Origin of the sequence: Pseudalkalibacillus sp. SCS-8 (genome assembly GCF_040126055.1) — a bacterium.
GTDB classification, from domain to species: domain Bacteria; phylum Bacillota; class Bacilli; order Bacillales; family Fictibacillaceae; genus Pseudalkalibacillus; species Pseudalkalibacillus nanhaiensis.
The window spans coordinates 582,909-605,113 of record NZ_CP143541.1 but is presented as its reverse complement, the minus strand read 5'-3'; the positions used below and the strand labels follow the sequence as shown (position 1 = coordinate 605,113).

The 22,205-nt window shown below is 36.9% G+C and carries 10 protein-coding genes; all 10 read right to left on the bottom strand.

Annotated elements, in window-relative coordinates:
- Positions 1–169 precede the first annotated feature (169 nt).
- Entirely contained in the window at positions 170–874 is a 705-nt protein-coding gene (locus V1497_RS03155; RefSeq protein WP_349409524.1) for a 4'-phosphopantetheinyl transferase family protein, read from the bottom strand.
- Between the two features lie 23 nt (positions 875–897).
- A complete protein-coding gene (locus V1497_RS03150; protein WP_349409523.1) occupies positions 898–1,626 on the bottom strand; it encodes a thioesterase II family protein in 729 nt (242 codons plus the stop codon).
- Between the two features lie 18 nt (positions 1,627–1,644).
- Positions 1,645–2,196 carry a hypothetical protein gene (locus tag V1497_RS03145; RefSeq protein ID WP_349409522.1) on the bottom strand — a complete coding sequence of 184 codons (552 nt, stop codon included), beginning with the start codon at positions 2,194–2,196 and terminating at the stop codon, positions 1,645–1,647.
- 334 nt (positions 2,197–2,530) lie between these two features.
- Positions 2,531–3,670 (bottom strand): ABC transporter permease, encoded by a 1,140-nt coding sequence (locus tag V1497_RS03140; protein WP_349409521.1) that lies wholly within the window; start codon positions 3,668–3,670, stop codon positions 2,531–2,533.
- Complete coding sequence (locus tag V1497_RS03135) at positions 3,667–4,806, bottom strand: ABC transporter permease (protein WP_349409520.1); 1,140 nt, start codon at positions 4,804–4,806, stop codon at positions 3,667–3,669. Before V1497_RS03135 ends, V1497_RS03140 begins: the two co-directional genes overlap by 4 nt.
- Before the next feature lie 11 nt (positions 4,807–4,817).
- A complete protein-coding gene (locus V1497_RS03130; protein ID WP_349409519.1) occupies positions 4,818–5,753 on the bottom strand; it encodes an ABC transporter ATP-binding protein in 936 nt (311 codons plus the stop codon).
- Positions 5,754–5,850: 97 nt separating this feature from the next.
- Entirely contained in the window at positions 5,851–10,584 is a 4,734-nt protein-coding gene (locus tag V1497_RS03125; protein WP_349409518.1) for an SDR family NAD(P)-dependent oxidoreductase, read from the bottom strand.
- Positions 10,585–10,603: 19 nt separating this feature from the next.
- A complete protein-coding gene (locus V1497_RS03120; protein WP_349409517.1) occupies positions 10,604–15,160 on the bottom strand; it encodes an SDR family NAD(P)-dependent oxidoreductase in 4,557 nt (1,518 codons plus the stop codon).
- A 36-nt stretch (positions 15,161–15,196) separates the two neighbouring features.
- The gene (locus V1497_RS03115; protein WP_349409516.1) at positions 15,197–16,441 is read right to left on the bottom strand and encodes an ACP S-malonyltransferase; all 1,245 of its coding nucleotides are present in this window, start codon (positions 16,439–16,441) and stop codon (positions 15,197–15,199) included.
- A gap of 44 nt (positions 16,442–16,485) precedes the next feature.
- On the bottom strand, positions 16,486–22,173 hold the full coding sequence (locus V1497_RS03110; protein WP_349409515.1) for an amino acid adenylation domain-containing protein: 5,688 nt from the start codon (positions 22,171–22,173) through the stop codon (positions 16,486–16,488).
- Positions 22,174–22,205 lie beyond the last annotated feature (32 nt).

Below are 22,205 nucleotides of genomic sequence, written 5' to 3'. Positions count from 1 at the left end.
TACAAACCCAAGAGTTCCTATACAAGCAAACAAAGTAAGAAGAGACTGGACATTTAGGTTTTACAACACACAAAAAAGAGACCTCTCTAAGTATTTGGAAGTCTCTTAACATTGTGTGTAAAAAAGTAAGGTGCGTACATCTTTATGTTATTGTTTTTGGAATGCTTTTTCAGCTTCCTAAACAAGAAAATAACTCTTTATAGTCTTTAAATACTACTTTAATTTGAGACAGATCTTTATTGGAGCAAACAGCTAATAAATGATCAGAATCGATAGAAAACACCCTTAACCTATGGTTTTTTTTCATATCTAGATCATTATCTATATTTACGTATAGATCATCGCCCTCAAATAGAACTGAAAACGACTCTAATGGTATGGACAAACCTTTTCCCATTAGTTTTATGTAACTTTCTTTCGAAGTCCAAAGCTTGTAAAAACACTTTTTTCTCCTTTTATCATCCTGAGAAAGTAACCATTGATATTCTTTCTGACTAAAAAAACTTTTTGCAATCTCTATGTATTCGATTGAGCCCATAGTTTCAACATCAATTCCAATGGGTTTATTATCAATTGCTGCTACCACCCAATCTCCAGAATGAGATATGTTGAAGTGAAATTGATTCCAAGCTTTTAAACTCGGCTTACCATACTCATTAACTTCAAAATTAATTGCTTTGTTCGGAATGTTTAAATGTTTAGATATTAAACAGCGAATTAAAGTATCCCCAATCAACGATCGGATTTTGTCCTTCCTATTCATAAACTTATTAATGCGTTTGTTCTTATCTTTATCTACAAAAGATAAAAGTGCAGAAAACTGTTTTTCTTCCAACTTATTAGGGATCTTTACAGCGTACACTCCTGGGGTCATTAAGTCCTCCAATGATTATTTACTTAATAAGAATATTCCGTTATTGAGTCTATAATGTTATTGATTTCTTTTAATACATCACTTTTGTACTCCTGGACAAAAAAGTGTCCGCCTTTAAAATAATAGAATTGACACTCACCTGTGGTTATATCACTCCATTCTTTTATGTCTTCCCAAGATGTACTTTCATCATCTTCACCAATTAATATAGATATATTCGTATTTAACAGATACTCAGGTGGTTGATAAATGTATTCCTCTACGATTTTAATATCCGACCTTAAGATGGGAATGAAATAATTTTTCAACTCTTCATTCTGAAATATCATATCGATTTGTTTTCCACCATACTGTGAGACAAATTCTTCAAATTCATCAAGAGGGAGAGCATGACCGTCTTTCTTTTTTGTTCTCCTCTGAGGAGCTTTCCCACCTGATAAGATTAAATGCAAGGGTTTCTTAAAACCATTTTCCATCAGTTTATAAGTTAATTCGTATGTCACTAAACTTCCCATGCTATGTCCGTATATAACATATTCTTCGTCTTTATCCAGCATACTGATAATTGTTTCAAATACAGCATCTACAATCTCATTAATCGTGGAACATAAATGCTCTTTTGCCAAGTACCCTCTCCCAGGGTATTCAATAGGTTTGAATTCAACATTGTGTGTAATTGTTTTTGACCAAGGTAAATAAACAGATGCAGATCCTCCTGCATGTGGTAAACAAAAAAACTTGATTTTACTCATAGCTCTCACCCTTCCTACTTAGAGTTGCATGTCTTCTTTTAACATTCTGTCATGTATGAACAGCATGAAATTAATTAAACGAATGATAAGCGTAATGATTAATTGAAGCATAATGAAAATGAACAATATAAATAGACCTATGTACACATAGTCTTCAATGGAATAATGAGAGAAATCCATCACGACTGGCTCAGTAAATACACGATTATTGATGAGAAAAAGGATAATAATTTGAACACAGGACATCAATGCCATTAAACTGTAACTCTTTAAGAAAGCTTGAACGAGTAAATCAAAGATAGCAATAAGAATCAGTACAATCACAAGTATAAATATACTTTTCTCGACATCCCGATCTAACCAACTAGATATCTGATAGCTTCCATCCCCTTGCTTCAATCCAAAGAAAAACAAGGTTCCATGTTTTGTATACATGTAAATAATTGAGAACATTAAAGCCAATAAAAAAATAATTCCAATCATGTTTCCTTTTCGATCTATCTTTCGAGTCGTTCTTCTTCGAACCCAAATCAACCGATTTATATCATTGTTGATTGTATAGATTCTCAAATGGACCCATACAGCAAGAATACCTATGATAAAAGAAAGAATAGTAAGTTTACCAAAATAAAACAGAGGAAATATGTAAATGTCCACTTTAAAAATACTTGCAAATAAAGTAATCCCTAAAATTATTGCACAAATAATTAAACTGTATCGAATAAAATAATCAGTGAAACTATGATTCTTTTGATTTCCTTGCAACCAAGAATGATAGGTATTACTTACTTTTTTCGGCATATTGCACCTCGATTAAAATTATTCCCAATCCGATAATCAGTTGGAGACCTATTCATCCCCAACTGATTCATCAGACGGATAGATGCTACCGTACCGTCAGAGGTTACATATCAACACTCTTTACTTTCGCTGTACGCATGACTTTCGGCAGCTTGAACTCAATGATGCTTAAAGCTAAAAATACCAATATGAATCCAGATAATATAGAAATTTCTATACCGAGTGAGCTAAGGGCTTCACCTTCAAGAATCTTCTCAGATGCTTGTAGAACCCAGGTTGTAGGAAATAACACAGAAATGTTTCTTAACACTTCCGGCATTATCTCTACCGGCCATAAAGCTCCACCTAACATACACATCGGTATATTAACGACATTTAAGACCGCACCTGCTTGTGTGGGATTATTCGATATGCTTGTAACAAAGGTACCCAATGCAACACAACCTATTGCAAACAAAAGCATGACTAGGAATAGTGGAACAAAGATATCTACGATGTCCATACCCAAACCATACATCATTATCAAAAATACGATGAACAACTGAAACACCGCTATGAATACATAGCTTAGAAACGTCTGGATTTCATAACTTGCTTTTGTGATGGGACCAGTGTGTATTCTTGTGTATAAGCCGGACATCTTATCCTTTAAAGTGCTTGTAGTTGAAAAGGTTAATAGTATGACCATGGATAACACCAAGAACCCTAAACTTCTCATGATATCTTCTTTTTTCGCAGAATCAGATGAAACCGTCGAATCATTCATCTCGAATTTTCCATCCAGATAGAAGTTCATACCTTCATAGAACTTTTTTTCATCTCCTGCAACTTCCATTCCGATGCCCCTTGCAGCAGATAAGTAGCTATTTACAAATATCCTTAACGGTACAGAAATATTAGATTCCTGGATACTATAGGCTTCAACTTCTTGTAGCTTACCATTGATGATACTTTCAGTAGTCCCTTCCTTTATGACGAGAGCATAATCGACTTCTGAATTAATGACAGCATCTCTTACCTCATTTTCCTTTAATTCTACAATGTCATATTTATTACTTAGTTCATTGATGAATGTTTGTGTGAATTTCGTTTCATCATTATCACTAACTCCTAAGTAATAGGTGTTTGATACTGTTCCTGACATCACCAAAACCGTCATCAAAACAATAGGCAAAGCGATGATGAAAAACCAGTTGCTTCTCTTCTTTAGTATCCTTTTAAAATTATTACGAAGCAAAATCAAGCGAGTTTCCTCCTTCCTTGAATGACGGATAATAGACTGATTACTCCAATTAATCCAACTAATACAAGAATGTAAGTCAGTGTAGTTCCTGCATTTCCGCCGTATATATTGTTAAAGAATGCAGACTGCATCAAGTAATTTGGTGACAGATATTTCAAAAACCCAAGGTCGATTGTAAAATAGCCTCCGCCAATAAAAGTGAACAGAGGAACCAGCATATTGATCAGACCACGTATTTGGTCGACATTTTTAGCAACTGTACACAACATGATTCCAAAAGCTGTTGCGAATAAACTGATAATCAAGAGCATTAACAATACAAACCCAAAATTATTTCCCCAATCAACATTGAATCCATATTTCGTTATTCCAAAGATTATCAGCCCTTGCATGAATAATAACACGAGGGATCCCAGGGTCTTCCCTATAAACATTTCATGCGTTTTCACAGGTAGACTTCTAAATCGTTCTTTCATAGTACCAAACATTTCTTCACTTAGACTTTCAGAAACAAATGCTATTCCATACATCAAAATCATGACGAACATGGTGATAGCATAGTAATCTATAGCTCTAGGTTTATTACCCGATGCCGTGATGACAACATCCTTGACGACATCTTCTCCCTCATACCTTGAAACAGTACTACCCTCATTTGTTAACTGATTCAGTGCGCTGGTCACATTTGCACCATTAATAAAGGAATCTACGATACTTGTTACCACTGTTGATTTATAACCGGCTACATCAGAACTTACAACTTCGATTTCTGCTTTTTTATCACTAGATCCCACAGCACTTGTATAGCCCTCGCTGATATAAATAAAGGAATCGATTTTATTTTCATCTAATTGGCTTTTTCCATCCTCGAATGAACTTACCTTTTTAATATCAACAATGTCGGTTACTTCATCACTATATAAGAACTCTTCAAATTGTTTTGAGATTTCTTCATTGTCATTATTTAAAAACCCTACATTAATTTCTCCCATGCTGGTTGGTTCAAACGAAGTTTTAAGTGCATTGCCAAGAATTAGGATGAGCACAATCGGGAAGATAACCATCATAATAATGACTCGTTTTTCTTTAGCATTTCGTTTAATGTTATTCCACGCTATAGTAAGAATATTAGTCATTCAATTTCCTCCTAGTCCCTGATTCCTTCTCCAGTGATTTTCAGGTAGACCCCTTCTAGAGAAACTTCTTCTATGTCTACATTTGTAATGTCAGAGTTATGGCTTTTTACAACTCCAATGATATTCCCTAGAATTTCACCATCAGTTCTATTACATGCTACAGTTAAGGTATTTCCTTTAAATTCAGAGGACTCTACACTTGGAATATTATTGATATCTTTCAAGATGTCATCATTCACTTTTGATAAGGTGAGAATGATTTTCTGCCCAAGAAACACATCATTTCTAATTTCGTCATAACTACCTTCCAATTTAACAACACCGTGGTCTAAAATGCAGATTCTATTACAGATCTCTTCTACTTCCTTCATATAATGGGAGGTGTAAATAATGGTAGTGCCTTTTTCATTCAACTTTCTGATTGAATTCAGTATATGATTTCTGGATTGTGCATCAATACCTACCGTTGGTTCATCCATCACTAACAATTTGGGTTCATGAACAATGGAACAAGCAATATTTAACCTTCTTTTCATTCCGCCTGAAAAGGTTTTAGGTAAATGCTTTCTTTTTTCAAAAAGTCCTGTAAATTCAAGAGCCTGTTTGATTTTTTCCTTAAGTTGATCAGCTGGTACGCCATATAACTTTCCGAAGAATTGTACATTCTCATATGCAGTTAAATCTTCAAAGAGTGCGATCTCTTGGGGAACGACCCCTATTAACTTCTTGATTTCTCTACCATTCTTTTGAATGTCTTTATCAAAAATTTTGATTTCTCCAGAATCAAAATTGGAAATACCACAAATCGCTTTGATGGTGCTTGTCTTCCCTGCACCGTTGGGTCCAATGATTCCGTACATTTCCCCTTCTTTAATATGTAAACTGACTTCATTGACCGCTACTTTATCTTTATACCTTTTTGTTAATCGATCTATTTGAATAGCCAACCTTTATCCCTCCAGTATTAAATGATTTAAGGTAATGGGGCTGTCCATGTAAACCTGGTTACAAGTTTCTGGACAGCTCCAAATCCCTGGTTGCATACTAAGCGTTTACGGATTCGACGGTTCTTTCTTCCACATGATGTGCCATTTCAATTACTGTCGCTTTTGAAAAAATATCCGTAATGTCGACTATTCCTGGATATTCATGATCAATTCCTTTCAATAATTGGGTAGCGACAATGGAGTCTCCTCCCATATCACTAAAGCTGTCATAGATATCAATCTCATCGAGATTTAAAACGCTGCCATAGATGATGGCCAGTTTCTTTTCAATCTCAGTGTAATTACCATCGTTCTTTCCGACGATTAAAATTTCACTATTTTCCTTAACTTCTTCTTTATGACTTTCATTTTCCATTTTTCTAATTAACCTTTGGATCGGTGCTTTCACCTCGTCAGACAATTTCATCATGTATTCATAATGCAATCCTGTTTGTAAGGCGATGTCATGGTTTAGATCACCTGTTACCAAGTTCGTTATATCACTTTGGATGATTTCCCCAAATACTTCCCGTCCCTCTTCTGAGGTTAAAGGTGTAAACAGGCTTTTTCCTCCTCTTATATCTTTGGCAGCTGCCATACCAGCATCAGACCAAGCAGTCCAATTGATGGTAATCGTGCGTCTGCCTTCCTTATTACGTTTTTGCGCATAGCCATCTAAAAAGGTATTTCCGACGACATAATCAGCTTGCCCTGGCGCTCCAATAAAAGTCATCATTGATGAACATAAGACCATGAAGTCTAAATCCTGATCTTTAGTCAAGCTATCCAAAATCCATGTCCCTTCAACTTTTGGACTGATTACACTGTCAAAGATCTTCTTATCTTTGCGGACTATATATCCTTCTCCAGGGACCCCAGCACAGTGGACGATGCCATTAATTTTCCCCTGTGTCTGCTTGATTTCATCTATTACTCGTTTTACATCATCATAAGATGAAATGTCACAAGAGTACGTTTGAACTTTTGATCCTGTACTTTCAATATCACGAATGTTATTGATGATACCAATTGTTTTCTTATCTATTCCTGCTTCTACAATAGCGTCCCATTCGACTCTATCAGGCAACTTCGATCGAACAAGGAAGGATAGATTTACATTTGCTTCGCTCGCTAGATATTTTGAAGCTTGTACTCCGATCGCCCCAGTTCCTCCAGTAATGATGTATGTGCCTTCTTCTTTTATATCTGTTTCAAGCTTCTTAAAATCTTGGATTTTATCTAACTTATAAACTTTCTCAAAATACCGTTCTTCATTTCTCAAAGCAACACGATAAATGTGTTGTAACTCATCATCACCATTTAATTCTTTACAAATTTCATTAAATATTGAATCTGTTGGTACATTATGTGAAATGTCTATCCCTTTACAAACAATATTCGGGTACTCTAACGGTATGACTTTCCCTAGGGATGCCATAGCAGTTGCTAGTGGTGAAATATACTTTTCCTCTCCAGTTATGTCATATGCATTCTTCGTAATTAGATTGTATTCCACCTTATTTCGCATACCGTTATTAATCAGTGCTTTTGTTAGATTGAAGATTGAATCGACACTTTTCACTTTCTCGTCTTGGAATTGTTCCATGTCAAGATAGTCAGATCGGTCTGTTATTGAGGCCATATGGATGACATGTGTAATTGCAGAAACATTGATGTTTGTTGCAAGTTGAGTGAATGAAGCCTCAGATTTATCGATAGTAAACACATTGTCATCTAATTGTTTGAAGGAATCGCCTTCGTGGACTTCAATTACTTCTCCGTTAAAATCCTGAATTTTCTTAACTATTTTTTGGTATTCACCCGTTCCATCAGTAAAGATTAGTGCTGTCTTGCCATTCCAAATTGGAAAGCTTTCTTGTTCGCCTTTCACCCATCTTACTTTATGGTATTGTGTGGTTTTACCGCTGATCTCACTTGGTTTCTTAACTTTTTTAGTGCGATATTCTTCAATTTCAGCGATGATGTTTCCTTCTGTATCCATAAGGGTAATATTAAATGTGAGCATTTCTCTTTTTGATTTTTCAATATGATCATCTGCTAGTATTGCATGACTGATGATTTCCTTTGTCATTGGTCGATAGAAGCGAATCTTTTTATAAGAAAACGGTAAAAACATTCCTTCTCCAAATGTTACTGTACCTAGATTATTAACTGCATTATCTAATAACGATGGATGTAAGTGGAACATCTTTAGATCATCGCGGAATTTATTATCCAACTCGACTTCTGCAATCGCTTCCTTTTCATTCTTTCTGACTCCTTTAACTACATCCCATCTTTCACCAAATCCAATAACACCCATTGACGAAGCCTGCATAAAACCTTCTTCGACTTCTAAGTGCTTGAAATCGTTTCGTCCTAACAATGAGGATACATTGATACGCTTACTCGCGCTCTCAAACTCAGACACAGATCCTGTAGCATGTGTAATCCACTCTGAATCGCCAACTCTTGTTTCTACTTTAATTTCATGATGATCCACTAATTTCTTTACAAGGACACGTGCTTCCTTCACTTCATCCTCTTCCACAATCAAAGGTACCTGGAACATAACATCGTTAATGGCGATACTCTCGTTTTTGTAATACAAAGCACCGACAGCTCTGATCATTTCTACAAAACTAGTACCTGACATCATATTCTTCCCTAAGATTGCATGATCTTTTACAGCCCAATGAGATTCTATACTGAGTTTAACAGAATAAATGTCTACCTCAGATGTACTAATTACTAAGTTCTCGATAAATGGATGATCATATGATTTTTCATATGCCTTTTTAGCAGATCGTTTTTCCTTAGGTTTCCCCCAATAATATTTCTTTTCATATGCGTATGTCGGAACACTGATTTTACGCAGCTTCTCTTCTTTGTATAATTCAGCCCAATCTACTGTTCCTCCTTTTACATATCGTTTACAGATACCAATTATTACATTAAACGGAACACCTTCAACTTCTTCTTTCCATTTTCCAATTCCTTCATTTGCAGCTGTAGTTAGGTCTCTTCTCTCACTCTCTGTTAAATCATGTTGTTGCTTGGATTGTTTCTTGTCAGACACTACTTTATGGATTCCATAATATACACGATCTTCTTCAATTAGATCCAATCCAGTGTGCAATATGGAATCTATTTTTTCTTTAATTTCGTCAATACTAGATACGATCATAGCTAATCTATATTCATAATGGCCTTTACACACATTCATCGTATAGGCTAATTGTGATAGATTGATATCCTTTTCTCTCTCCAGGAAACCTTTGAAATTCTGTAAGTTCTTCCAAAGAGACTGTTCAGTTTTTGCAGAGAATGTAATAGCCTCTGTTCCTCGATTTAAAGATGCACTTTCGAGCTCAGGTGGTTCTTCTACAATTACATGTACATTTGTTCCACTGAATCCAAATGCACTAACAGCTGCGGTCCTTTTTTTATTATTTTTCCCTTTAGACCAATCAATGGCCTCAGATGCCATATATAGAGGAGAATTGACGAAATCGATATGTGGATTCGCTTCATTGAATTCCCGCATCGGTGGAATTTTTTCCTTACGCATTGAAAGTAGAACTTTAATCAATCCGGCAATCCCCGACGTTCCTACTGTGTGCCCGATATTGGTCTTAGCAGTTCCAACACCACAAAACTGTTTTTTATTTGTGAATTTAGAGAATGCTTGTGTAATACCTTTTATCTCAATCGGATCTCCTAATAATGTTCCTGTACCGTGAGCTTCAATATAATCAATATCTTCTGGTTGAAGTTCAGCATCCTTCAGGGCATTTATAATAACTTCTTCCTGTGCTTTAACACTAGGTGCAGTAATACCATTGGAAGCACCGTCATTATTAATAGCTGTACCTTTAATTACTCCATAGATATTGTCTCCATCTTCAATTGCTTTATCTAGCGTTTTGACCAATACAGCCGCCACACCTTCACCAAAGATTGTACCGGAAGCATCTTTATCGAATGTACGGACATTGTTATCAATGGATTGTACAGATGCAATTACATCATCTGATTCACTGGACTGTCTTTGTGGTACTGTTCCCATAGCAACACCACCAGCAACAGCCATTTCACATTCGCCATTTCTAATAGATTTAACGGCTTGATGAAGGGCTGCTAACCCTGCCGAACATGCAGTATCAACAACAAGAGCAGGTCCTCTCAAATTGAATATATAGGATAATCGACTAGCTAAAATCCCTTCCCAAGTACCGGTATAAATTAGTGGATCATCCTCTACAATCATTCGGTAAAAAGTGGATCCGGTCTTATCTTCGCCAACAAACACCCCAGTTTTTGAACCATAAAATGTCTCTTTATTATATCCAGCGTCCTCTATCGCAGACCAAGCAACTTCAAGGAAGAACCGCTGCCTAGGATCCATATGCTTCGCTTCTCGAGGAGGTATATTAAAGAAATTCGCATCGAATTTATCGATATCATCCAGATACCCCGCTTTAAATGGATAATTCTTTCTCAAGCTTTCTAAATCAGCGTCGTCATTCGCACCACCAAGATGCTTTTGGAAGGTTTCAGCATATTCGTAGCGGCTTTCAGGGAACGCACCCAGACAATTTCTTCTTTCAATTAGGTTATTCCAAAATTCTTGGGCATTGTTACTTTTTGGAAGCCTACAATCTAATCCAATAACAGCAATATCCTTGTTCTTTTCTTTATTCATCTGTTTTAGATACTCTTCTGCATCAGTAATTGGTATATCATTATTAGCAACTTGCTCTAAAATGTACTTTTTTAATTTATCCATCATCTTCCTCCTAATTTCTCATTTACTTTAGGTTTAATAGAGCCTCTTCAATGCTGATTTTTCCACTTGCTAACTTACTTAACGTATCTTGGAATTCATCTTTCATTTCAACTGGGTTTGTCTTTTCTTCAATAAATTGGGCCATTTCTGCAATTGTTGAGTAATTGAATATATCCGTAATATCCATAACCTCTGGCCACTTGTGGTTAATTTTTCTTAGTAAATATGTTGAAAGGATGGAATCCCCACCGATTTCAAAGAATTTGTCATGGACATTGATTTCTGCCTCGCCTAATGTCTTATACCAGATATATGCGACTTCTCGTTCTGTTTCTGTAATATCTTCTTCCCTTTTGCCTGTCAAAACGACATCCTTCCTCTGATTAGAGGTAGTAAGTGCGGTCTCTTTCTCTATTGGTGGTTGTTTCGATCTATAATTTAAAGAAAGGAGTAGCTCATCATGGGAAATATTATTATTCGGCTCTATTATCAAGACCCTCTTTAAATCTTTAAGAAATAGGGAGTCAAATATCTCTACTGCTTCAGCGTCGTTGATTGTTTTAAAAAGATTATCTTTCTCATTAATCCCGTACTTAAGTGCCATACCCGATTCATTCCATCCGCACCAATCAATGGTAAGTGCCTTCACGCCTCTTTGATTCAATTGATAGGTGAATGCATCCAAGAAAGCATTTCCAGCTGCATAATCAGCTTGGCCGACGGAACTGAATTCAGCTGTCAATGATGAACAAGTTATAAAAAACTTTAAATCATCGTTTTTCAATAATTCATCAAGAAGTAAAGTTCCTGAAATTTTCGGATCAATCACTTTCTCAAAATCAGCTTTGTCCTTTGTTATTAGTAAGCCACTGCCCGCAACCCCAGCACTGTGGATGACTCCTTCAATCTCTCCATATGTTTCTCTCAATTTTATGAGTAAATCTTGAAGCTTCAATTTGTTGGTAACATCCACAGGGTAATAGTCCATATTGACATCTTCTGATTCAAGCTCATCTATTTGTTGTTGGACACTAGGAGGTATCGTTTTACTACGACCAGTAAGAGCAATGTTCCTATACCCCTTTGAAGCCAAGTATTTTGCTAAAGTAAGTCCTATTCCTCCAGCCCCCCCAGTAATCAAAACGACGGCTTCTTTATTAGGGGTAGTTATAGTGTTTACATCGTTTATATTTACTGGTTTAAGTTGTTGGACATATCTAAGATTTTGTCTAAAAGCCACCGATACATTCTTATCTTTTCTGTAAAGTTCTTCAATCAATTGGGAGACCTGGGTGAATTCATCAGTATCCACGCAAATTAAATCCATCTTTTTATACTCTTTATATATAGACTTGGCCATTCCAAACAAAGCAGAGCCAAATGTGTTAAAAAACCTTTCTTCATATATTTCATTAACATTATTAGAAATAACGGATATTTGAGAGTTCACATATTCTTTTCTCTTCATAATTTCTTTCATCAAAAAGAACATACTGTTTATGGCTCTATCCATATGTTCGTCGTATTGACTTAGGTGAGTATTGTCAGAATCAATAATGGATAAACAATGAATGATATGAGTCGGATTGAATGAAACCATTTCTTCAAGCAAATCATTATAAGAATCTTCCGACTGGTCGATCAGGTAGCAATGATTATCTACTTTTTCAAACTTGTCTCCTACCTGGATCTCTATTACTTCTGCGCCCTTGGATCTAAGCTCTCTCATAATGCTGTCCGTTAATCTATCATCATTTCTAAGGAGCATGATTCTTTCTTTATCAAAAGGAATGGAAACTGATTTAAGTTCTTCTTTTTTCCATGTCAATTCAAATAAATTATTACGTTTGCTCGTATTAAAATACTTTGAAATGACATCAATTTGTTTTACTGCATAGTCTTCAACTTCTACCACTGTATTTCCATGTTCATCAATGAGAAGGATATCAAAGGTCAATACTTTTTCTTTCTCGTCGATCACCTTTTTTAACTTGATATAGCTCGTAAATGAATCTGGAAGACTATCGTATATATTAATTCGCTTATAATACCATGGTAGAAAAGTTCCTTCTCCCGTTATACTATTAGCAGCGTTCAAAGCTGAATCCAGCAATGCAGGGTATAGCGTATAGTTTTCCTTGTCTGATTTATATTTTTGTTGAAGTTGAATTTTTCCTACAACCTCTTTTTCCCCGATATGGAGTTCTTGTAGGTTCATCCACCTTTCGCTCGTTCTAATGTTCCCATATAAATAGGATTCGGGTTTAACACGAATATGATCGCAACGTTCTATGACATCATTTATACTTTCTTCCATCTGTGGTCTTTTTTTATTGACCGGTTTAAAGCTACCTCTACTGTAAACCTCGAACTGATTCATTTCTTTATTTGTTCCAAGTATCACGAATTCAAAGTCTTCAGAATGTTTATTGATTACAATCTGAATATCTTTTTCTTCAGTCTGGTTTAGAAATAGAGGTGACTCACAAACCAGGTCCATTAGCCGAACCTCGGATGTATTACAGTATATTTTTGCCAAAGAAGCTGCAATTTCAACATATGCCATACCGACCAACAAGAATTTATCTCTAAGCATATGCTCTCCGATTTCCCAATGATCCGTAGTTAACTTGGAAGTGTATATATCTGTTTTCAATGATTTTACATGGCTCTTGTCAATGAGTGGATGAATACGGTTCTTTTCTTCTTTACATTCATCCATGTCAATCCAACATGAACCTTTCTGGAACGGATAGACAGGCAGGCTGATTTTCCGATAGACACTTTCACTGTAGTAGAGCTCCCAATCTACCTCGGCTCCATTTACATATAATTCTGCAAGCTGCATAATTAATTCTTTTTTCTTTTCTGTTGATGAGTCGTTCATCGTGGTTATTAAATTTTTGACAGTTTTTGTTAATTTCTTTTGCTGACCTGTTGTCAAATCCTGTTTGGATGTCCTATCCCTTTCAGACCTGACTACTTTAATCGTGTTATAAAATGAGGAGCCAGAATGATTCCACGTATCCTTATGTATTAGCTTTTCAATCAGTTCTTTAAGTTCAGTCACAGACTTAAAAATGATAGCTAGACGATGAGAATACATTCCTCTTCCTGTATTAGCGGTATAACATAGATCATCCATTCGGATATCCGTACTACCCCTCAATAATAACTGGTAATCTTCAAGTAATTTTCTAACACCTCGTTCAGATAAAGCTGATAAAGTCAATATTTTCATATCATCAGTTGTTTCTGAAATATCCTGGTTCAGGCGATCAGCGTCCTCAATAATCACATGGACATTTGTGCCACTTAATCCGAAAGAGCTAACACCACTTCTTCTTGGTGTATCATTTCCATTCCATCTGGACATTTGATTATTGACAAATACTGGTGACTGAATAAAATTAATCATACTATTTGGTTCGACAAAGTTCACCGTAGCTGGTATTAATTCTTTCTTGACTGCGAGTGCGGTCTTTATGACTCCAGCAATGCCAGCTGCTGCATCTAAATGACCAATATTACTCTTTAATGAGCCAATCCCACAAAACTGCTTTTTATCAGTGTACTTTCTGAATGAATTTGTAATTCCCTTTATTTCTACTGGATCTCCCAACTTGGTTGCTGTCCCATGTGCCTCGATATAAGAAATCGATTCGGGTGTTATTTCAGCTTTCTTCCAAGCTTTTAAAATCACTTCTTCTTGTGCTTTCGAGTTAGGAGCTGTAATGCCCAATGAAGCACCGTCTTGATTAATTGCGCTCCCTTTTATAACAGCATAGATGTTGTCATTATCTTCTACAGCCTTTTTAACAGGTTTCAGTAATATTGCCGCAACTCCTTCACCTAGACCTGTGCCATCTGCTGATTGATCAAAGGTTTTTGTAAAACCATCCCCTGATGTGATTTCAAGGTCTGAAGTTTCTTGTTTCACTCCAGGGATGATGTTGACTTTTACCCCTCCTGCTAGCGCATAATCGCAATCTCCGCTACGTAATGCTTCGCATGCTACATGAACGGCAGATAATGAAGACGAACAAGCTGTATCGAGCAACATACTTGGACCCTTCAAGTCTAGTAAATAACTGATTCTGCTCGCAGTGATTGATTTTAAATTCCCAGCAGTGGCAATATCTTTATCGTCCTGGGCATATCTTTCTATCAGATCAATATAGTCGATACCATTTGTATTACTAAGTCCTAAATAAATACCTGTGTTGCTACCGCGAAGCTTTGCCCCCCCATATCCTGCATCCTCTAAAGTGCTCCAGGCTACCTCGACAAATAACCTTTGAATAGGATCCATCAGTGAGGCTTCTTTCTTGGATAGCTTAAATAATTGATGGTCGAATTGATCAATCTCTTTCAAATAAGCCCCTTTAATAAACTCAACACTCTCAGAACGGTCGCCCAATAGATACTTCAAATAGGGGCTGATCATATTTTTCCGTTCTTCTGAGACATCTTCTACAATTCTCTCTTCTTTTATCAAGCCTTCCCAAAAGTCATCAATCGTCTCATAGTTTCCTAATTTCCCACTCATGCCTATGATTGCAATATCTTCGTTATGCACATTTTCACTCCTTTCACCTCTTCATTCATAAATGGATTATTGCGTTATTAAATCTTTGTTTTCTTGAGGTGAAGGAGCAACTTTCATTAAATCTTGAATTCTTTTTTCTCGTTCATGTAGAGGTGTTTTCTTCGTTTCAAAGATTGTATTTAGTAAGGAAAGAACTTCATTCACTTCCATTTCCGATAGCTCATACGATTGGTTCTGGAATGTACGTTTCATCTCTTCTATTCTTTTATACGGTTTAACAACGCCTTCGTTATATTCCTCAATATTGTCATTGTAATTTTTCAAGGATACAACCAGCCCCAAAGCCTTAGATAAAAAGCTCACAACAGTTTTAGGGGATAAAAACTTTTGTGTCAACGTCTTCATGTCGTCATTCACTGAAGCTGCAAACGTCGGAGTCTTGATACCATTTTGTTTAGCCAGTTTCTTAACAATATCTTTAGGTCCGATATCAATCACTAGATCAACATTTAAGCTCTTGACATATTCCATTGTTTGGATCCATTTGACAGGGCTAATAATTTGTTTGACAAGCATGTCTGATATGTCGTCAGACTTAAGATAAGGTTCCCCAGTTAAATTTGCGATCACCTCATATTTTGGATGCTTGATCTCAACGTTTTCAATTTCTTTCATGAATTGATCTGCGGAAGATTGCATTAATTCAGTATGAAAAGGTGTCTTTACATTTACAACAATTTCATCTGCTCCGAGCTTCGTCAACTTTTCGACTACCTCATCAACAGCGTTCTTATAACCTGTAATGACAACTTGATTAGGTGAATTATAGTTGGCAATTGCAACATGTGAGCCCTTTTCAGAAATCATTCTGCAATGATTTTCTATTTCTTGAACGGAAATATTACGGAGAGCTACCATTTTACTTGGGAACTGTTCACTCGTTTCCTGCATGAACTGTCCTCTTTTCCGAACCAATCGAATAGCTGACTCGAGGTCCAAGCTTTCAGCACATACTAAAGCTGAAAATTCACCTAGACTATGTCCTGCAAATCCTACAGGTTCTAGGTTGTAACGATTTGACAACGCTTTATACATTGCCACACTGTTCAAAAACACTGCTATTTGTGTATTTTCTGTTCTCGTCAATTCGTCAATATCAGCTTCAAAACACATTCTTTTAATATCTTCTCCTAGAACACGATTAGCCGTATCATAAATGCGCTCAACCTCTGGATATTTCTCACATATGTCCTTACCCATTTCTACATATTGGGCACCTTGACCCGGCATTAAGAAAAACACTTTTTGCATTATGTTCACTCCTCAACATTTTATTTGACTTCTGCTGAATCAACTTATGCTAGTTCTTCAATAAATTGAGCTAGGCTACTTATGGATGGATTGGAAAATAAGTCCGCTATCTCAATATCTTTTTCAAAAGCTTCTGTTAATTTTTGATGCAGGGAGACTAACAATATAGAATTTCCACCTACTTCAAAGAAGTTATCATCTACTCCGATGCTTGATGTTTTTAGTACTTCTTGCCAAATCTCATATAACTTTTCTTCGACTTCACTACTTGGCTCTTCCAAATCAGGATCTTTAAGAAACGATGACTCTGAATTAATCAGTGCAGACTTATCGATCTTCCCGTTAATCGTCAATGGTATCCTATCCACTGGTACGATGAAGGAGGGTTGCATGTAGTCCGGAAGCGTCCTCCAAACATAATCCGTTACAGAAGTTATACCGTCCGTATCATCTCCATTCAGTACGACATAAGCACTGATATATTTTTCATTTTCCCCCCTCTCCCTGATAAGCACTGTAGCTTCCTTGACAAGCGGGTGGGAGTTCAACACGTTTTCTATCTCTCCAACCTCAATCCGATATCCTCTAACCTTTACTTGATGATCGGTTCTTCCCAGAAACTCGATGCTTCCATCCTCTAACCATCTCCCGAGATCGCCTGTCCGATACAACCTTTCCCCTTCTATAAATGGGCTGTCTATAAATCTTTCCCGGCTTAGCTCATCATTGTTGATATACCCTCTGGAGACACCGTCTCCTCCGACATATATCTCGCCAACTGCTCCAATAGACTGTAGGTTCATGTCCTTGTCAACGATATAGGCTTTTGAGTTCGTAATGGGTTTACCAATCGGGATGGTTTTTGTATATCCCTTTTCAATTAAATGTGTCGTAGAGAAAGTCGTGTTTTCCGTTGGACCGTAACCGTTCAATATTTTCAAATCTGGACAAGCTGACCGGACCTTCTCAATCGGTTCCAACGAAAGGGCATCTCCACCAACAAGTAAATAATTCAGACCTTGAAACATCGATGGCTCGTTTTTACTGATTTGATTGAAGAGAGGTGCCGTCATCCACATGATGGTAATCTGGTTTTGTCTCAACTTTTCTTCCAATTTCCGTGCATCAAGCATCGTCTCTTTATCGACGAGGTGAAGCTCCAGTCCGTTCAGCAATGCCCCCCAGATTTCAAATGTGGAAGCATCAAATACAACCGTGCTCCCTTGGAGCATTTTGTCCGTGTCTTGAAACCGGATGAATTCCGTCTCTTTGACAAGCCTTACAACATTCCGGTGTTCCACCATAACCCCTTTCGGGGTACCTGTAGACCCTGACGTGTACATGATATAGATTAGATTCTTCGCTTCCAGGGCGGTTTTAAGATCTGCTTTATTTTCCGCTTCCAATCTTTCATCTGTAAGACTGATGATCTTCCCATTAAAGTTGAGGGCTTCTCGGTTCTCAGTGTCAGAGATAAGGAGTTGGGCTGCACTATCCTTTAACATGAATGCTTTTCGTGCAGCTGGATATTCGTCATCAATTGGAAGGAACACGCCACCGGCTTTTATAATTCCTAGAATACCGACGAACCGATCGAACCCTTGCTTCAGTGAAAGACCGACGACAGTCCCTTCCTGTACGCCTTCCTTTCTTAGTAAATGAGCTGCTTGGTTCGATTTTTCGTTCAATTCCTGGTAGCTGATGCTTTTTCCGTTATAGACAAGTGCCCGTTTCCCAGGGACAAGTCGACATTGTTCCTCGAAAAGATCCTTGACTGATTTTTCTTTTGGATATTCTCTGGTCGTGTCATTGAATTGATTCAGTATGATTTCCTTATCTTCAATATTGTTCAAGGTTATCTTGGATAACTTTACTTCAGGGTCGATAATGATTTGTTTAAGAATGTTTACAAAAGATTTTGCAATTCTTTTAATTGATTCATGTTTAAACGCTTTTGTATTATATTGGAACACCAAGCTAATTCCTGTTCCTTTTTTTATGGCCACAATACTTAAATCGAATTTTGAAATACCACTTTCACTTTCCAAAATTTCAAAAGTAATGTCTTTAGAATTATGCAGGTCATGTCCAATTTCATGATGATGCATATCGAAAGTTACATTGAAGATTGGGTTATCCTTAGAGTTTCTAGTAAGCTTCAGTTTTTCTACAAGCTTATCGAATTGATAATCTTTATTCTTATGCGCATCGAGTACTCTCTCACTCACTGTTTTTACGAGCTCCACAAAGCTACTATTTGGATTAACTTTACTAGTTATTGGTAACATGTTAACGAACATTCCTACCACATGTTCCCATTCTGTAATATCTCTATGAGTGACAGGAGATGCTATCGTGACATTATCCTTTTGAGTGTACTTGGCAAATAGGATTTTCAATATAGTTAAGAATGTGACGTAGTTGGTGACATTCAATTCTTTACTGATTTCCTCCACTTTTACGGCCAATTGATTACCTAGAGGTTGCCTCAGTTCAGCACCCTCCAATTGGGTATTCACTTCGTAATCGAAGGGAAGTTCAATTAAAGTATCCCCGTGTTTCAATTGATTTTCCCAATACTCCTCGCAAGAAAGGTTACGATGTGTCGTCAAATAATCATTCTGAACGTTCGAAAAATCTTTATACTGATACTTCAATTCTGGTAGAGTAAGGCCTTGATAGGCTTTAATAAGTTCATCGATTAATATTTCTGTCGATCGACCATCTGATATGCTATGATGTGCATCCATCATAATAATCGTTTCTTTGTTGGATACTTGGAGCACTTCTATTCTAAATAAATTTCCACCTGTTTCGATTTCAAATGGTCGAATGAACGCCTTCATTAACTCTTCAGCTTCAGAAGTTAGGACATGTTTAACATTGAGTAAGAAGCTCTTATAAGGATCAATTACTTGATATAACTTGTCTTCTTTAAATTTAAATCTTGTTCTTAGTGACTCGTGTCGCTTCACTAGAAGATTTGCTGCCTTTTCTAATAAAGATACATCCATAATACCTTTTGATTTCAGGAAGATTGGAATATTATAGCTTACACTGGCTTTAGTCATCACATCTGCCATATAGATCCTGCGTTGTAAGGGAGATGCCTCATATAGGGTAGGTAATGAGCTATCATGGATTATTGGAGACTCCAGCTTCTCCGTAATACCTTTGTTCCTTTGCTTATTAATATGTTTAGCAAGTGTCTTAATGGTGACATTACTCAATATATCTGCCAATTCGAGATTACACTTGAATTGGTTCCTGATCATATTAATCAGTTTTATTGCAATTAATGAGTTACCACCTAAATCAAAGAAACTATGATTGATACTGATTTTCTTTCTTTGAAATAAATCTTTCCAGATTTCTGATAGATTCATTTCTAATTCGTTTTTAGGTTCTTCAAAATTATTTGCTATTATTTCGTTCTCTTTATTTATCAGTGCAGACTTATCGATCTTCCCGTTAATCGTCAATGGTATCCTATCCACTGGTACGATGAAGGAGGGTTGCATGTAGTCCGGAAGCGTCCTCCAAACATAATCCGTTACAGAAGTTATACCGTCCGTATCATCTCCATTCAGTACGACATAAGCACTGATATATTTTTCATTTTCCCCCCTCTCCCTGATAAGCACTGTAGCTTCCTTGACAAGCGGGTGGGAGTTCAACACGTTTTCTATCTCTCCAACCTCAATCCGATATCCTCTAACCTTTACTTGATGATCGGTTCTTCCCAGAAACTCGATGCTTCCATCCTCTAACCATCTCCCGAGATCGCCTGTCCGATACAACCTTTCCCCTTCTATAAATGGGCTGTCTATAAATCTTTCCCGGCTTAGCTCATCATTGTTGATATACCCTCTGGAGACACCGTCTCCTCCGACATATATCTCGCCAACTGCTCCAATAGACTGTAGGTTCATGTCCTTGTCAACGATATAGGCTTTTGAGTTCGTAATGGGTTTACCAATCGGGATGGTTTTTGTATATCCCTTTTCAATTAAATGTGTCGTAGAGAAAGTCGTGTTTTCCGTTGGACCGTAACCGTTCAATATTTTCAAATCTGGACAAGCTGACCGGACCTTCTCAATCGGTTCCAACGAAAGGGCATCTCCACCAACAAGTAAATAATTCAGACCTTGAAACATCGATGGCTCGTTTTTACTGATTTGATTGAAGAGAGGTGCCGTCATCCACATGATGGTAATCTGGTTTTGTCTCAACTTTTCTTCCAATTTCCGTGCATCAAGCATCGTCTCTTTATCGACGAGGTGAAGCTCCAGTCCGTTCAGCAATGCCCCCCAGATTTCAAATGTGGAAGCATCAAATACAACCGTGCTCCCTTGGAGCATTTTGTCCCTGTCTTGAAACCGGATGAATTCCGTATCTTTGACAAGCCTTACAACATTCCGATGTTCCACCATAACCCCTTTCGGGGTACCTGTAGACCCTGACGTGTACATGATATAGATTAGATTCTTCGCTTCCAGGGCGGTTTTAAGATCTGCTTTATTTTCCGCTTCCAATCTTTCATCTGTAAGACTGATGATCTTCCCATCAAAGTTGAGGGTTTCTCGGTTCTCAGTGTCAGAGATAAGGAGTTGGGCTGCACTATCCTTTAACATGAATGCTTTTCGTGCAGCTGGATATTCGTCATCAATTGGAAGGAACACGCCACCGGCTTTTATAATTCCTAGAATACCGACGAACCGATCGAACCCTTGCTTCAGTGAAAGACCGACGACAGTCCCTTCCTGTACGCCTTCCTTTCTTAGTAAATGAGCTGCTTGGTTCGATTTTTCGTTCAATTCCTGGTAGCTGATGCTTTTTCCGTTATAGACGAGTGCCCGTTTCCCAGGAACAAGTCGACATTGTTCCTCGAAAAGATCCTTGACTGATTTCTCTTTTGGATATTCTCTGGTCGTGTCATTGAATTGATTCAGTATGATTTCCTTTTCCTTTGAATTTAAAAAATCAATTTCAGAGATTTTTTTCTTTGGATGAGAAGAGACCTGCTCCAATATATTCAGAATTTTCTCTCCTATATTTTGTATCGACGATTTCTTATAAAGTTTTGAATTATATGTGATTTTTATCTTTGTAGAACGCTCATTTGTATCTATTGAGAAGATGCTGTCTAATTGTAATTTCTCTATTTCATTCTTATCTTGAATCCCATCTAAGACTACTGCAGCACCATAAACATCACGATATGTTTTTGTTCCATATTCGCCCAAACATTCAGTAATATACGCAAACGGGATATTTTTGTTTTGATCAATAGATCTTAGATTAGACATCAACTCTTTAAGATATTCAATGTAGCGTTTTTCCTTAAACCTTAATACTGGATTCACCATCGGTAACATTTTACTTAAGTATTCTTGGTTACCAGTCCCTTTGGTTACGACTGGAATACCTAATCCAATATGCTCGCCGTTAACATGATTTTCTAAAATCATGTTAACGACTGAAACTAGAATCATATAGTAGCCCATTTGCGAATTACTAACGATTTTTTGTATACTACGATCCGTATTTGCAGGCACTGTGAACTCTATAGAAGATTTACTATAAGCTTTATTGCTATCGTTGTTCTCGTCGTATGGTAAATGGGTGTTCAAGTTTTCTGATTCTATTAGGTAATCCTTCCAAAAGTTCTTCTCCTCACCATAACGTTCACTGCTTAACAATAAGTTCTTTCTTGATGTACTTAAGCCCATATATTTTCATCATCCTCGTTTCACAATTTTCA